This window comes from Pseudomonas alloputida, from assembly GCF_021283545.2.
Taxonomy (GTDB): domain Bacteria; phylum Pseudomonadota; class Gammaproteobacteria; order Pseudomonadales; family Pseudomonadaceae; genus Aquipseudomonas; species Aquipseudomonas alloputida.
The window spans coordinates 1757218-1772384 of sequence record NZ_CP128540.1 but is presented as its reverse complement, the minus strand read 5'-3'; the positions used below and the strand labels follow the sequence as shown (position 1 = coordinate 1772384).

The 15167-nt window shown below is 63.3% G+C and carries 17 protein-coding genes; all 17 read right to left on the bottom strand.

The genetic code is table 11. The features are described 5' to 3' along the window. Positions 1–132: 132 nt before the first annotated feature. The 17 genes from flhB to fliF all read right to left on the bottom strand — a co-directional run bounded on the left by flhB (position 133) and on the right by fliF (position 15165). A complete protein-coding gene (gene flhB / locus LU682_RS08240) occupies positions 133–1275 on the bottom strand; it encodes a flagellar biosynthesis protein FlhB (RefSeq protein ID WP_010955079.1) in 1143 nt (380 codons plus the stop codon). A 2-nt stretch (positions 1276–1277) separates the two neighbouring features. After that, entirely contained in the window at positions 1278–2054 is a 777-nt protein-coding gene (gene fliR / locus LU682_RS08235; RefSeq protein ID WP_010955080.1) for a flagellar biosynthetic protein FliR, read from the bottom strand. Between the two features lie 7 nt (positions 2055–2061). Next, complete coding sequence (gene fliQ, locus LU682_RS08230) at positions 2062–2331, bottom strand: flagellar biosynthesis protein FliQ (RefSeq protein ID WP_003254414.1); 270 nt, start codon at positions 2329–2331, stop codon at positions 2062–2064. A gap of 21 nt (positions 2332–2352) precedes the next feature. Then, on the bottom strand, positions 2353–3108 hold the full coding sequence (gene fliP / locus LU682_RS08225; RefSeq protein ID WP_003254415.1) for a flagellar type III secretion system pore protein FliP: 756 nt from the start codon (positions 3106–3108) through the stop codon (positions 2353–2355). Further along, entirely contained in the window at positions 3108–3542 is a 435-nt protein-coding gene (gene fliO, locus LU682_RS08220) for a flagellar biosynthetic protein FliO (RefSeq protein WP_010955081.1), read from the bottom strand. The genes fliP and fliO overlap by 1 nt, the downstream gene beginning before the upstream one ends. A gap of 12 nt (positions 3543–3554) precedes the next feature. Next, positions 3555–4022 carry a flagellar motor switch protein FliN gene (gene fliN, locus LU682_RS08215; RefSeq protein WP_029615633.1) on the bottom strand — a complete coding sequence of 156 codons (468 nt, stop codon included), beginning with the start codon at positions 4020–4022 and terminating at the stop codon, positions 3555–3557. 47 nt (positions 4023–4069) lie between these two features. Then, entirely contained in the window at positions 4070–5038 is a 969-nt protein-coding gene (gene fliM, locus LU682_RS08210) for a flagellar motor switch protein FliM (RefSeq protein WP_003254418.1), read from the bottom strand. A gap of 9 nt (positions 5039–5047) precedes the next feature. Continuing rightward, positions 5048–5545: a flagellar basal body-associated protein FliL gene (gene fliL / locus LU682_RS08205; protein ID WP_010955083.1), complete on the bottom strand. Its 498-nt coding sequence runs from the start codon at positions 5543–5545 to the stop codon at positions 5048–5050. Positions 5546–5701: 156 nt separating this feature from the next. Further along, positions 5702–6967 carry a flagellar hook-length control protein FliK gene (locus LU682_RS08200; RefSeq protein WP_010955085.1) on the bottom strand — a complete coding sequence of 422 codons (1266 nt, stop codon included), beginning with the start codon at positions 6965–6967 and terminating at the stop codon, positions 5702–5704. Positions 6968–7038: 71 nt separating this feature from the next. Next, a complete protein-coding gene (locus tag LU682_RS08195) occupies positions 7039–7386 on the bottom strand; it encodes an Hpt domain-containing protein (RefSeq protein ID WP_004577674.1) in 348 nt (115 codons plus the stop codon). Positions 7387–7434: 48 nt separating this feature from the next. After that, positions 7435–9126, bottom strand: a complete 1692-nt coding sequence (locus tag LU682_RS08190; protein WP_010955086.1) for a fused response regulator/phosphatase — start codon at positions 9124–9126, stop codon at positions 7435–7437. An 8-nt stretch (positions 9127–9134) separates the two neighbouring features. Continuing rightward, positions 9135–9440 carry an STAS domain-containing protein gene (locus tag LU682_RS08185; RefSeq protein WP_003254426.1) on the bottom strand — a complete coding sequence of 102 codons (306 nt, stop codon included), beginning with the start codon at positions 9438–9440 and terminating at the stop codon, positions 9135–9137. Between the two features lie 176 nt (positions 9441–9616). Beyond that, the gene (gene fliJ / locus LU682_RS08180) at positions 9617–10069 is read right to left on the bottom strand and encodes a flagellar export protein FliJ (RefSeq protein ID WP_060489125.1); all 453 of its coding nucleotides are present in this window, start codon (positions 10067–10069) and stop codon (positions 9617–9619) included. Between the two features lie 6 nt (positions 10070–10075). Beyond that, positions 10076–11431 (bottom strand): flagellar protein export ATPase FliI, encoded by a 1356-nt coding sequence (gene fliI / locus LU682_RS08175; protein ID WP_010955088.1) that lies wholly within the window; start codon positions 11429–11431, stop codon positions 10076–10078. After that, a complete protein-coding gene (fliH, locus tag LU682_RS08170) occupies positions 11421–12212 on the bottom strand; it encodes a flagellar assembly protein FliH (RefSeq protein ID WP_010955089.1) in 792 nt (263 codons plus the stop codon). Before fliH ends, fliI begins: the two co-directional genes overlap by 11 nt. A gap of 162 nt (positions 12213–12374) precedes the next feature. Next, positions 12375–13394: a flagellar motor switch protein FliG gene (gene fliG, locus LU682_RS08165; protein WP_003254434.1), complete on the bottom strand. Its 1020-nt coding sequence runs from the start codon at positions 13392–13394 to the stop codon at positions 12375–12377. After that, positions 13387–15165, bottom strand: coding sequence for a flagellar basal-body MS-ring/collar protein FliF (fliF, locus tag LU682_RS08160; protein ID WP_010955090.1), 1779 nt, complete (start codon positions 15163–15165; stop codon positions 13387–13389). Before fliF ends, fliG begins: the two co-directional genes overlap by 8 nt. Between the last annotated feature and the right edge of the window lie 2 nt (positions 15166–15167).

The following is a 15167-nucleotide window of genomic DNA, read 5'->3' as shown; positions in this document are numbered from 1 at the left end:
CAAACAAGGCGGTCGCGCGCGCCGGGCACAGGAGGGACTGGCCCGAAACAAATGTAGGAGCGAGCTTGCTCGCGATGCGCCGCGCGGGCGGCGCTCGATCTCACAGGCAACGCAAACCTATCGCCGAACAGATCAACTGTCGCGGCGCAGGTCCGGCGGGATCGGCAGGTCGTCCTTCAGTGGCTCTGGGCGCTTGCCCTTGCCGGCGCGGTATTGGCGAATCTGGAACACATACGCCAGCACCTGCGCCACCGCCAGGTACAGCCCCGCCGGGATCTCCTGCTCAAGTTCGGTGGAGTAATAGATCGCCCGCGCCAGCGCCGGCGATTCGAGGATCTGGATGTTGTGCTCCACGCCAATTTCACGAATCTTCAACGCCATGAAATCGCTACCCTTGGCCAGCAGCAACGGCGCCGCACCGCCTTTCTCCGGGTCGTATTGCAAAGCCACCGCATAATGCGTCGGGTTGGTGATGATCACATCTGCATCCGGTACCGCCGCCATCATGCGCCGCTGCGACACCTCGCGCTGCAGTTGGCGAATACGTTGCTTGACTTCGGGCTTGCCCTCGCTGTCCTTGTACTCGTCGCGCACTTCCTGCTTGGTCATCTTCATTTTCTTGTGCGTCTGGTACAGCTGGAACGGCACATCTGCCGCGGCAATCAGCAACAGCCCGGCTGACATCCACAAGGCACTCCAGCCCACCACCTGCAAGCTATGGATGATCGCCTGCTCCAGCGGCTCATTGGCAATCGACAGCAAGGCCTGGCGGTCACCGGAGAGCACCACCACCGCCACCACCAGAATCACGAAGAACTTGGCCAGCGCCTTGAGCAATTCAGTCAGGGCCTGCATCGAGAACATGCGCTTGATCCCCGACAGCGGGTTCATGCGGCTGAATTTTGGCTGCAGCAAGCTGCCCGAGAACAGGAAGCCGCTAAGCGCGATGGGCGCCACGAAGGAAACCACGAACAGCAGGATCAGCACCGGCTGCACCGCCCATATGGCCATCTTGCCCGAGGCCAGCAGGAAGGCACCCATGGCCCGTTCATCGACGATGATGTCGCGGGTCAAACTGAAGTTCATGCGCATCAACGCAAGCAATGTCTCGGCCACGTGGCCGCCGAACGCCAGGAGGCCACCGGCACCCGCCAGGGTCACCGCCACCGTGTTCAGCTCCTTGGAGCGGGCGACCTCGCCCTTCTCGCGGGCGTCGCGCTTGCGCTTTTCGGTGGGGTCTTCTGTCTTGTCCTGACCGCTCTCGCTTTCTGCCATGCTCAGCGTACCCTCGCCAGCTCACGCAGCCATTGCAGCGTTTCGCTGGCCAATGCCTGATAGTGGGACAAGACATCGGCCAGGCCGACCCAGAAGATGAACATGCCCATGACCAAGGTCAGCGGGAAGCCGATGGAGAAAATGTTCAGCTGCGGCGCGGCGCGGGTCATTACGCCAAAGGCAATGTTCACCACCAGCAGCGCAGCGATCACCGGCAGAATCAACAGCAGGCCGGCACCGAACACCCAGCCCATGCGCCCGGCCAGCTCCCAGAAGTGGTTGACCACCAGCGCACTCCCCACCGGCAAGGTGGTAAAACTTTCGGTCAGTACCTCGAACACCACCAGGTGGCCGTTCATCAACAGGAACAACACACTCACCAGCATGGTCATGAACTGGCTGATTACCGTGACGTTGACCCCGTTGGCGGGGTCGACCATCGAGGCGAACGCCATACCCATCTGTACCGCGACGATTTGCCCGGCAACCACGAAAGCCTGAAACAGCAACTGCAAGGCCAGGCCAAACAGCGCACCGACGATGATCTGCTCGGCGCACAGCAGCATACCGCGCAGGCTCAACGGGTCGAACTCGGGCAGCGGCGGCAATGCCGGCACGATCACAACGGTCACCGCCACCGCTACGTACAGGCGAATCCGCGCTGGCAACATGCGGGTACCGAAAATCGGCATGGTCATCAGCACCGCGGTCACCCTGAACAACGGCAGGATGAAGGTGGCGACCCAGGTGCCGATCTGCGTGTCGGTCAGCTCCAGCATCGCCGCATCAACCTATGAGCTGCGGGATGTTGGTGTAGAGCGTGGTGATGTACTCCATGAACTTCTGCACCAGCCACGGCCCGGCGATGATCAGCGTGATCAGCATCACCAGCAGGCGCGGCAAAAAGCTCAGGGTCTGTTCGTTGATCTGCGTGGCCGCCTGGAACATCGCCACCACCAGGCCCACCAACAGGCTCGGCACCACCAGCACGGCGACCATGAGGGTGGTCAGCCACAGGGCATCACGGAACAGGTCGACAGCGACTTCAGGTGTCATCGGCGGCTCTCCTTGACGGCGTCAGACGCCGCCGAAACTGCTGGCCAGGGTGCCCATGATCAGCGCCCAGCCGTCGACCAGCACGAACAGCATGATCTTGAACGGCAGCGAGATGATCAGCGGCGACAGCATCATCATACCCATGGCCATCAGCACACTGGCCACGACCATGTCGATGATCAGGAACGGGATGAAGATCATGAAACCGATCTGGAACGCCGTCTTCAGCTCGGAAGTGACGAACGCCGGCACCAGGATCGTCAGCGGCACCTGGTCGGGGCCGGCGATGTCGGTGCGCTTGGACAGGCGCATGAACAGGTCAAGGTCGCTCTGCCGGGTTTGCGCCAGCATGAAGTCCTTGAGCGGCCCCTGGGCCTTGTCGATCGCCTGCTGGGCAGTCATCTGCTCCTTCAGGTACGGCTGCAGCGCGTCCTGGTTCACCCGATCGAACACCGGCGCCATGATGAACATGGTCAGAAACAGCGCCATGCCGGTCAGCAACTGGTTGGACGGCGTCTGCTGCAGGCCCAGCGCCTGGCGCAGGATCGAGAACACGATGATGATGCGGGTAAAGCTGGTCATCAGGATGACGAACGCCGGGATGAAGCTCAGCGCGGTCATGATCAGCAGGATTTGCAGGCTGACCGAATATTCCTGTTGCCCGTCCGGGGTGTTGGACAGGGTGATGGCCGGGATCGACAGCGGGTCGGCGGCCAGGGCCAGCGGCGCAGCCAGCAGCAGCGCCAGAGTCAACAACGTACGCAGCGCGCCGCTCATCACTTGTTGTCCTTAGGGTCCTTGCCCATCAGCTCCATCAGCCGCTGGGCAAACTCCGGCGTCGCCTGACGGGCGCTTGCCGGCACTTCCACGGGTTCGGCCAGTACGTGCAGGGCCTCGATGGTGCCGGGGGTATGGCCGATCAGGATCTGCTCCTTGCCCACCTGCACCAGCAGCAGGCGGTCACGCGGGCCGATGGCACGGCTGCCGACAATCTCGATCACCTGCCCACCCTTCACTGCGGTGCTCTGCAGGCGCCGCAGCAGCCAGGCCAGAAAGAAGATCAGGCCCACCACCAGCAGCAGGCCCAAGACCATCTGCGCCAGCTGCCCGCCAAGACTGCCAGGTTGAGCCGCCGGGGTGGCTGCTGGCGTGGCCGCAGCCAGGCAGGCGTGGCTGGCGAACAGCACCGCTGCCGCAGCGATGGCGCGCATCGTGCCCTTCACTCAGCGCAGCTTCTTGATACGTTCGCTGGGGCTGATCACGTCGGTCAGGCGGATGCCGAACTTTTCGTTGACCACGACCACTTCGCCATGGGCGATCAGCGTGCCGTTGACCAGCACGTCGAGCGGCTCGCCGGCCAGGCGGTCGAGCTCGATCACCGAGCCCTGGTTGAGCTGCAGCAGGTTGCGGATGTTGATCTCGGTGCTGCCCACTTCCATGGAAATGTTCACCGGGATGTCCAGGATCACGTCCAGGTTCGGGCCTTCGAGGCTGACATTTTCATTCGGCTTCGGCGAGCTGGCGAATTCTTCCATCGGCAGGCGGCCCGGGCCGCTGCTGCTGCCGGTGTCCCCGCCCAGCAGTGCATCGATGTCGGCCTGGCCGGCAGAACCGGTTTCTTCCAACGCTGCGGCCCACTCATCGGCCAGTGCCTGGTCCTCTGGGGAGGTGATCTCGTTTTCGTTAGCCATGATTTCCTCGACAGGCATTCAATTCGTTGTAAGCGACCGGCACACCGTCAGCGGCGTTCGATCGGGTCGATGATCTGCAGGGCCAGGTTGCCCTTGTGCGAGCCCAGCCGCGCCTTGAACGCTGGCACCCCGTTAGCGCGCAGCACCAGGTGCTCGGGCAGCTCCACCGGGATCACGTCACCCGGCTGCATGTGCAGGATGTCGCGCAGCTTCAGCTGGCGTCGGGCGACCGTGGCGGTCATTGGCACGGCCACGTCCAGCACGTCCTCGCGCAGGGCCTTGACCCAGCGCTCGTCCTGGTCGTCCAGGTCCGACTGGAAACCGGCATCGAGCATTTCTCGCACCGGCTCAATCATCGAGTACGGCATGGTCACGTGCAGATCGCCGCCGCCACCGTCCAGTTCGATGTGGAAGGTGGACACCACCACCGCTTCGCTGGGGCCGACAATGTTGGCCATGGCCGGGTTGACCTCGGAGTTCATGTACTCGAAGCTGACCGGCATGATCGCCTGCCAGGCTTCCTTGAGGTCGACGAAACACTGGTCCAGCACCATGCGCACCACACGCAGTTCGGTCGGGGTGAACTCACGCCCTTCGATCTTGGCGTGGCGGCCATCGCCGCCAAAGAAATTGTCCACCAGCTTGAACACCAGCTTGGCGTCGAGGATGAACAGCGAAGTGCCGCGCAGCGGCTTGATCTTGACCAGGTTGAGGCTGGTGGGCACGTACAGCGAGTGCACGTATTCGCCGAACTTCATGACCTGCACGCCACCCACGGCCACGTCAGCGGAGCGGCGCAGCAGGTTGAACATGCTGATACGGGTATAGCGGGCGAAGCGCTCGTTGATCATTTCCAGGGTCGGCATGCGACCCCGCACGATACGGTCCTGACTGGTCAGGTCGTAGCTTTTGATACTGCCAGGCTCGGATGCACTCTCGGTCTGCACCAGCCCGTCGTCGACGCCATGCAACAGGGCATCGATTTCATCCTGGGACAGCAGGTCCTGTACGGCCATTGCGGACTCCTACTGCAATACGAAATTGGTGAACAGCAACTGGTCGATGACCGGCTTGCCGACTTCCTTCTGCGCCACTTCCTGGACCACCGCGGTGGCCTTCTGGCGCAGCATCTCCTGCCCTACCGGGCTGCTGGCGAGGGTGTCGAACCCTTGCCCGGAGAACATCATCACCAGGTTGTTGCGGATCACCGGCATGTGCACCTTGAGGGCATCCAGGTCGGCCTGGTTACGCGCCTGTAGGGTGATACTCAGCTGCATGTAGCGCTGGCGGCCGTTCTGGTTGAAGTTGACCACGAAGGCCGGGGTCAGCGCCTCGTATATCGCCCCTGGCTTGACGTTGCTGGCCGTGGCCTCAGCGGCCGGAGCCGGCTCGCTCTTGTGCATGATGAACCAGGTAGCGCCCACCGAAAGGCCGATCGCCAGCAACAGGCCGACGACAGCCAGCAGGATCAGCTTGAGTTTGCCTTTAGTGGCGGGGTCTTTGACTGCTTCGCTCTTCGCCATGCCAATAATCCGTCGTCCATCGGGGGTTCAAAGGAGAATGGCTTGGCTTGAGCAAGTGTTATGCCAGATTTTGCAGGGGATGGATTCCAGCAGGTTTTGCGGTGCTGGCTTCTTCGCGGGCTCGCCCGCGAAGAAGCCAGCCCAGGCCAACAGTTATCAGGCGTAGTAATCGACCGCACTGTCGCCGACAACCACCTGCTGCTCCAAAGGCCGGGCGCTATCGACCGCTTCGGCCCCACCCTGCTCGGCCCGGCGCGCCGCCACCCCGGAAAGGTTGCTGCCCTGCGCCTGCCCCTGCTGTTGTTGCTGCCCGCGCGACTGGTCAGCCACGTTGACATCCGGCTGCGCCAACCCCTGCTGGGCAAACAGTTCGCGCAGGCGGTGCACCTGGCTGTCGAGGGCGTCACGTACGCCGGCGTGGCCGCTGATGAAGGTGACCTGGGTGGCCTGGTCCGCCGCAACATTGACGCGAATGTCGAGGCGACCGAGTTCTGCTGGCTCCAGTTGGATATCAGCCGACTTGAGGTTCTGGCTGGACAGGTACATGACCCGGTTGACCAGGCCCTCGGCCCAAGCGTTCTGGTTCATCGGCAATGGCTGATGCAGCGGGTTCGCAGTGGCCGGTACGGCGTTGGCGGTCTTGGCCGTGGCCGCCTGGGTCAGGCTGGCCAGGCGGTTGGCAAAATCATCGATGCGGGTGTCGCTGCTGGCGCTCTTGGTGTCTTTCAGGCCGTCTTCAAGCAAGGCACCAAAGGCCTTGCCACCGGATTCAGCGCTTTCGCCATCGGTATCCTCGACCAGATTCGCCAAGGTATTGACGGCCGCCTGCCCTTCCTCGCCCTGAGCCTGGGCAGCATCAAGGGCATGTGCCGAGGTGCCCCCCTTGGCCTGGGCACTGTGCTCCAGCGCCAGGCGCAGGGTCGGCAGGTTGGCCAGGGGGTCAGCATCCGGATCGAAGGCCTCCTCGGCGGACGGCTCTTCAGGCAGTGCTGCGGAAACCTGGGTTTGCGCCGTGGCCGCCTGCAGCACGGGCGCCACCGCCTCGGCCTGCGCCTGAATCAGTTGTGCGCCAGGCTGGGCATCAGTGACCTGACCGGCCACCAGGCTGGCATCACGCACACCCGTATCGGCCTGGGCCGAATCCTCTTCTGGCAACTTGTTGCCGTCATCGGCAACTGCAGCTTTGCCAGCCGGGTCTTTCTTGCCGCCAGCTGCCGCATCAGGTTTGTCCTTGGGCTTGGCCTGAGCGACCTTGTCGTCCTGCCCGGTAACCTTGTCGCGGCCCTGCCTGGCCATCACCTGGCCAAAGGCATCGCCCTTGTCACCCAGCGCCTGCAGCGGTTTGTCCGCCTGCACGGTGGCCGAACGCGAGGTTTTGGCAATGGCATTGGCTTGCAGCAAAGGGTTGGGTGCGACAGGCATCGAGCGGTCTCCGCGCCAGAAACAAAAAATCATTCAGGCAGAGACAGGCAAGACTCGCGCCAACTCGCGTATCAGCCTGCGGAAATACGTTGCTGCTCACCACGGTAAAAGTGCTGCACAACGACGAATTCCATGTCGATGCGGCTGATCAAGTCTTCAATACCGTACAACGGGGGCCGCCGCGCGCGCTCTTCGAGCTGCTGACACAGGCTGGCCAAGGCCACCGCGCCCATGTTGCTGCTGCTGCCCTTGAAACTGTGAGCTGCCGCGCCAAGCTCCTCGGCGCTTTTGGCCGCGTGCAACTGCCCAAGACGCCGCTCCGAGTCGTCCAGAAAAGTCTGCACCAACTGCAGGTAGCCATCTTCCATGACCTCACGCAGGTCACTGAGTACCTTGTGGTCAATATGCATGTCAGTCACTTGTTCACTCCTTGATCAAGCCAGATTATGCCCGAGCCAACCCGTGGCTCACCATACGAACTCCACATGCGCGCAACGCCCGCCCTCACTCCAGCGCGCGTCACTGGCCAACTGCCGCACCAGATTCAGACCGCGGCCGCTCAGCCCCTGGTCCGGCGAAGGCCGCGCAAGCACGCGCTGCACGTCGAAGCCGGCACCGCTGTCGCGCACCTCGATCATCAGACGCCCACCGCCGCCATGCGGTTCAACCTTGAAATCGATGCTTACAAAGCCTTCGGTCAGCGAACCCAGGCGCCGGGCACGCTCCTGGTAATAGTCGGTAAAGCCTTGCACATCGCGCTTGAGCTGCGAGTCCAGGCCCAGCACACCATGCTCCAGCGCATTGGAATACAACTCGCTAAGCACACTGTGCAGGTTGCCGGTACGTGCGCGCAGGCCATGAATTTCCTGCAACAACTGCACCAGGTACGGCACAGGGTTGAAGCGTTTCAGGCTTTCGCCACGCACCTCGAAGCTCAGCGACCAGTCCAGCGGGCTGGAGCGGCCACTATCAGAGTAGATCATCGGGGCCGCCACCCGCTCCTCGGCAGTGAACATGCGAATATCGCACAAGCTGATGTCATCGCGTGGCTGCCCACCAAAACGCTCCAGGGCCAGCATCAGCTCATCGAACAACTTCACCGGGTCGCGGTTGTCGGCCAGCACCGCTCGCAGGCGCTGTACGCCAAACAGGCATTCCTGGTCGTCGGCGGTATCGATCACACCGTCTGACAGCAGCAACAGGCGCTCGCCCGGTGCCAGCGGCAACACCTCCGTGCTGTCATCGAAACGCTCAGCGGCCAGAATGCCCAGCGGCAGGTGCCGCGAACTCAGTGCCGACAGCACTTGGCCATCCACCGACAGGCGATAGCCATCAGGCATACCGCCATTCCACACCTCCACCGAGCCGCGCTGCATGCTGAGATTGAGCAGCAGCGCACAGCAGAACATATCCACCGGCAGGATGCGCTTGAGCTTGGCATTCATCTCGCGCAGGATCTGCGCCATGCCGTAGCCCTTGGCGGTCATGCCGTAGAACACCTCAGCCATCGGCATGGCGCCGACCGCCGCCGGCAGGCCGTGACCGGTGAAATCGCCAAGCAGCACACGCATGTCGCCGGCCGGGGTAAATGCCGCCAGCATCAGGTCGCCATTGAACAGCGCGTAAGGCGATTGCAGGTAGCGAATGTTGGGCGCAGAAAGGCAACCAGAGTGGGCCACCTTGTCGAACACCGCCTTGGCGACCCGCTGCTCGTTAAGCAGGTGATGGTGATGCCGGGTGATCTGGTCACGCTGTTCCAGTACCGTTGCCTGCAAGCGACGCAGGCGGTCCATGGCGCGAATCTTGGCAGCCAGGATCACCGCGCTGTAGGGCTTGGCCATGAAATCATCGCCCCCCGCCTCCAGGCAACGCACCAGCCCCTCTTCTTCATTCAGCGACGTCAGGAAAATGATCGGCACCAGCGCTTCGCCAGCCAATGCCTTGATCTGCCGCGCCGCCTCGAAGCCATCCATGACCGGCATCAGGGCGTCCAGCAGCACCAGTTGCGGGCGCCGCTCGAGGTACAGCGCTACCGCCTGCTCGCCGTTTTCAGCGGTGAATACCTGATGCCCCTGGCGACGCACGATCTGCGCAAGCAGAAGGCGATCGACAGCACTGTCTTCGGCGACCAGCACGGTTAACGCCTGTTCGGCCGGCATGTCGGCGCTCAACTGATATCGAAGAGTTTTTCGAAATTGGAGATGGCGAGAATCTTGCGCACATCGGAGCTGGCATGCACTACCCGCACATCCGACTCGTCGCCGCCCGCGTGGTCGCGCAGCAACAGCAGCATGCCGAGCGCGGAGCTGTCGAGGTAGGTGGTGTCCTTCAGGTCGACGACCACCGAATCCGGCCGCCTGGGCTGGCGTTCGTAGGCGTCGCGAAACTCCTGATGCTTGCCGAAATCGAAGCGCCCCTTGATCTTGATGGTCAGCTTTTTCCCGTCCTGCGAAAAATCAGTCTCGACTGCCATGCTAGCGATTCCTTCGATGATGGCGGATGCAACTGCTTTAAGGTTTAGCAGGCGATGGTGGGGGAGGCAAGCGGATGCAGGCTCATGGCTTTGATGGCCTGTACCGGCCTCTTCGCGGGCAAGACCTCTCATTTGTTTCGGGCCAATTATTCCGCTGCAAGGCCTGCGGCGAACACCTATAGAGGGTTTTGCCGCGGCAGACGCTGCGACAGCTCATCCAGCAAGCGCTGCTCGCGCTTGTCTTCAGCGCGCCGGGCCTCGTCCTGGTAGCGCTGTACCAGCTTGCGCAAACCTTCCACCCGGGCATAGGCCTGCTGCCAGGTACCACGGGCGTTATTGAGGTTGTTCTGGTGCCAGACCAGGCTCTGGCGCTGCTGGGTCATGGCCGTTTCCAGCTGCCCCAGAAAGCGCTGGTAATTGACCAGCCAGCTGCCATTGACCCCTTGCCCGCCGCGGTTGATCCACTGCAACTGGTAATCCTCGCGAAAGCGCTCCAGCTCGGCCAGCTTGGCCTGGGCCGTGGCCACCTGCTGCTGGAAATGGCCAAGGCGCTGAGCCGCCTTGCGCTCGGCCTCTTCGGCCATGTCCACCACCGGCGCCAGGCGCGCGGCACGTCCGGGCAGCGCCATGGCTTATCAACCTGCCGGGGGCGTGAAAATCGCCCCCAGCTGTTCGCGGCTCTGCGCCATGCCCACGTTCTCGCGCAGGCCCTGGCGCAGAAACTCAACCAGCTTCGATTGCAAGGCAATGGCCAGGTCAGTCTCCGGATCACCGCCAGCTACATAGGCACCCACGCTGATCAGGTCGCGGCTTTGCGACAGGCGCGACCACAGTTGCTTGAACTTCTGCGCCTGGCGCAAGTGGTCGGCATCGACCACTTGGGGCATGACCCGGCTGATCGACGCTTCGATGTCGATGGCCGGGTAATGGCCTTCCTCAGCCAGCCGACGCGACAGTACAAAGTGGCCGTCAAGCACGCCCCGCGCCGAGTCGGCGATCGGGTCTTGCTGATCGTCGCCTTCAGACAGCACGGTATAGAACGCAGTGATCGAACCACCGCCAGGTTCGCCATTGCCTGCCCGCTCCACCAGCTTGGGCAGCTTGGCGAACACCGAGGGCGGGTAACCCCGGGTGGCTGGCGGCTCGCCGATGGCCAGGGCAATTTCCCGCTGGGCCTGGGCGAAACGGGTCAACGAGTCCATCAGCAACAGCACATTCTTGCCTTTGTCGCGGAAGTACTCGGCAATGCGTGTGCAATACATGGCGGCGCGCAGGCGCATCAGCGGCGCATCGTCGGCCGGCGAAGCCACCACCACCGAGCGCTTGAGGCCCTCTTCACCAAGGATGTGCTCGATGAATTCCTTCACCTCGCGCCCCCGCTCACCGATCAGGCCGACCACGATGATTTCGGCTTCGGTGAAACGGGTCATCATGCCCAGCAATACCGATTTACCCACACCGGTACCGGCGAACAGGCCTAACCGCTGGCCACGGCCGACGGTAAGCAGGCCGTTGATACTGCGAATGCCCACATCCAACGGCTTGCTGATAGGGTCGCGGTTGAGCGGGTTGATCACCGGGCCGTCCATCGGCACCCAGTCCTCGGCCTTCATCCCGCCCTTGCCATCCAGCGCACGGCCGGCGCCGTCGAGCACCCGGCCCAGCATGCTCATGCCCATGGGCAGACGGCCGCCGTCATCCAGCGGCACGACCCGGGCCCCCGGCGCGATGCCGACGATACTGCCCACCGGCATCAGAAACACCTTGGGCCCGGCAAAGCCCATGACTTCGGCCTCGACCTGCACCGGGTGATAACTGTCATCGTTGATCACCAGGCAGCGGCTGCCCACTGCTGCGCGCAGGCCTTCGGCTTCCAGGGTGAGGCCGACCATACGCAGCAAGCGGCCTTCGACGATGGGCTGGGCCGGCAGCTCGATGGCCTCAGCGTAAGTGCCCAGACGCTTGCCGAAGCTGGTGCGTTCAAGGCGCATCTGGGCTGTCCACGGCACGCTCGGCCGGCGCGTCCAGGTCTATCGACATGTCTGGCGCCGCCGGGTGCAGGGAATGATCGTGCAACTGGTCGAACAGCTGCGTCACCGCTTTTTCGATACGCGTTTCCATGGTGGCATCGATACGGCTGTGGGCCGTCTCGATGCGGCAACCACCCGGTAGCAGCGTGCTGTCTTCCAGCAGCCGCCAGTTCTCCTCATGGCGTTCGCGCAGGGCCTTGGCCAGCTCGAAATCCTGCGGGTTGAGGTGGATGCGGATATTGTCCGCGCCCATGGGCAGCAGCTTGAGCGCTTCGCGCAGCACCTGAGTGATCTGGCTGGAATCGTTGCGTAGCTCGCGGCCGATCACCTGGCGGCTCATGTGCGCGATCAGGTGCACCAGGCTTTTCTCGATCTGCGTGTCCTGCTCGGCAATCGGCTCCATCAGGTTGGCCATCAGCCGCTCGAGGCTGTCGAGTTTGGTTTTCAGGGCCTCTTCGGCCTCCTGGCGAACCTTGAGCTGGGTGCTGTGGAAGCCCTCGCGCTCACCGGTTGCGAAGCCCTCGTTGTAAGCCTCCTGACGGATGGCTTCGAGCTCTTCCAGGGTCAACGGCTGGACTTCTTCCAGCGGCACTTCCTCGACTTCCTCGATGACCTCGGGCTCAGGCTCAGGCTCCGGTTCGGGCTCCGGTTCCGGGTCGAAGCTTGGCAGCGTCCACACATCCACGCCCTCGAGGTCGCGGGCACGGATCAGGTCGCTGGGGTGGTGTTCTTTGGTGGGCATGCTGTCATGTTCTCAAACCATGTTCGGCCGACACGGTCCCTTGTAGGAGCGGGTTCACCCGCGAATGCGTCGGCAGCGACAACCTCGATTGCCAGGACCGACGCCTTCGCGGGTAAACCCGCTCCTACAAAAGGCGGCGTCGGCTATGGGATCGCGAATACCTTAGATCATTTCCTCGGCGCCCTTGCCGCCGAGCACGATCTCGCCGGCCTCGGCCATGCGCCGGGCAATGGTGAGGATTTCTTTCTGCGCGGTTTCCACGTCGCTGACCCGTACCGGCCCTTTGGCCTCCAGATCGTCACGCAGCAGTTCCGAAGCACGTTTGGACATGTTCTTGAAGATCTTGTCCTTGACCCGCTCGTCGGCGCCCTTGAGCGACACCACCAACACGTCGGAGGACACTTCGCGCAACAGCGCCTGGATGCCCCGGTCGTCGACGTCGGCCAGGTTGTTGAAGACAAACATCAGGTCTTCGATCTGCTCCGACAGGTCGCTGTCGATTTCACGGATCGCGTCCATCAGTGCGCCTTCCACCGAGCTGTCGAGGAAGTTCATGATGTCGGCAGCACGTTTGATACCACCCAGGGTGGTGCGCGCGGCGTTGGAGTTGCCCGAGAACTGCTTCTCGAGGATCTGGTTCAGCTCCTTCAGCGCCGCCGGCTGCACGGTGTTCAGCGATGACACGCGCAGGACGATGTCCAGGCGCACCTTGTGGTCGAAGTTGCTCAGCACTTCACCGGCCTGGTCGGGGTCGAGGTAGGCGACCACGATGGCCTGGATCTGCGGGTGCTCATAGCGGATCACGTCGGCCACGGCACGCGGCTCCATCCACTTGAGGCTGTCCAGGCCGCTGGTATTGCCGCCGAGCAGGATGCGGTCGACCAGGCCGTTGGCCTTGTCCTCGCCCAGGGCCTGGTTGAGCATCTTGCGGATGTACGCATCAGAACCGACGCCCAGGCTGGTCTGGTCGCCGACGATGTCGACGAACTCGCTCATCACCTGTTCGACCTGGTCACGGTGCACATTGCCCATCTGCGCCATGGCCACACCCACCCGCTGCACTTCCTTCGGGCCCATGTGCCGCAGCACCTGGGCCGCATCGGTCTCGCCCAGCGAGAGCAGGAGGATCGCCGCCTTGTCGACGCGGCTCAGCTTGGCGGTAACGGCTCGGTTATCACTCATCGGCGTTGATCCAGTCTTTCACGACCTGAGCCACACGGCCCGGGTCTTCGGCCACCAGGCCTTTGATTGCGTTGAGCTGTGCCTCGTAACCCTCGCTCGGGCTAGGCAGCAGAATGCTTGTCGGGCCACCCAGGCTGACGCGGTCGTTGGCCAGTTCGCCATCCAGACCCATCATGCCGCCCAGCTCCATGTCGCTGTCCGGGGCAGCCTGCTTGCCGCCCCCGGTAATGTTGTTCAGCACTGGCCGCAGCACGCCGAACACCAGCACCAGGATGAACACCACGCCCAGCACCTGTTTGACGATATCCCAGAACCACGGCTGCTGGTAGAAGGCGATGTCGGCGATTTCCTCGCCACGGTCGGCGGCGAACGGCACGTTGATCACCGTCACGCTGTCGCCACGGCTGGCATCGAAGCCGACTGCGTCCTGCACCAGGCGGGTAAAGCGCGCCAGGTCCTCGGCACCCCACGGTGCCCGCGTGGTATCGCCTGTGGCCGGGTCGATCTTGACCTGGTCGTCCACCACCACCGCTACCGACAGGCGGGCCATGCGCCCCTGCTGCTGGCGGGTGTGGCTGATGGAACGGTCCAGCTCGAAATTCTTGGTGCTTTGCTGACGTTTGTCTGACGGGTACGGCGCGAGCATCGGCTGACCGGTGGCCGGGTCCATGATCTGCTGGCCGTTGGCATCCACCAGCGGCTGGCCAGGCTGAATGGCAGCAGCCGGGGTAGCCGCGCCACCAGTGGTCTGCGGTGCCGAAGCGGCGCCTGGCGGCTGGTTGCTCAGCGCGCCAGGCACACCTTGCGGGCCTTGGCTGCTGGCACGTTGTTCGTCGACCGACTGCTCGCTGCGCAACGCCGGCTGGTCGGGGTTGAACTGTTCGGAGGTGGACTCGACCGCGCTGAAGTCGAGGTCGGCGGACACTTCGGCCTTGTAGCGGTCGTTGCCCAACACCGGCTGCAGAATGTTGTGCACACGCTGGGTGAGCATGCTTTCCACCCGGCGGCTGTAGTCGAACTGCTTGCCGGCCTGGGTCAGCGCGGAATCCTGAATCTGCTCGGACAGCAGGTTGCCCTTCTGGTCGACGACGGTGACCTGGGATTTGTCCAGTTCCGGCACGCTGGTGGCGACCAGGTTGACGATGGCCATCACCTGCCCGGCTTCCAGTGCACGGCCTGGGTACAGCTCGACCAGTACCGAGGCGCTGGGCTTGCGTTCATCACGCACGAACACCGAACTTTTCGGGATGGCCAGGTGCACGCGCGCGGCCTTGACGTTGTTGAGGCTGGAAACGGTACGTGCCAGTTCGCCTTCCAGGCTGCGGCGGTAGCGGGTGGCTTCCATGAACTGGCTGGTGCCCAGGCCCTGCTCCTTGTCGAGCAGTTCGAAGCCGACATTGCCGTCGCTCGGCGCCACGCCGGCGGCTGCCAGTTTCAGGCGCGCACGGGAGAGGTCGTCGGCCTTGACCAGCAGGGCCCCCGAGTTGGGCTCCACGTTATAGGGGATGTCAGCAGCGGCCAGGGTGTCCATGACCTGCTTGGTGTCCATGCCCGACAGGCTGCCGTACAACGGACGGTAATCGGGTTGTTGCGACCACAGCACCACGGCAAAGCCGATGGCCACGCTGGCCGCCAGGCCGACCAGGAGGCCGATCTGGCGCAGCATGGGCATCTGCGAGATGTTTTCCAGAAACGCCATGCCAAACAGCGGCGGCTTGGCCGCTGGCGAGCCAGCTTTGGCGGGGGCGTTTTCGACGACTGCTTCAGCCATGG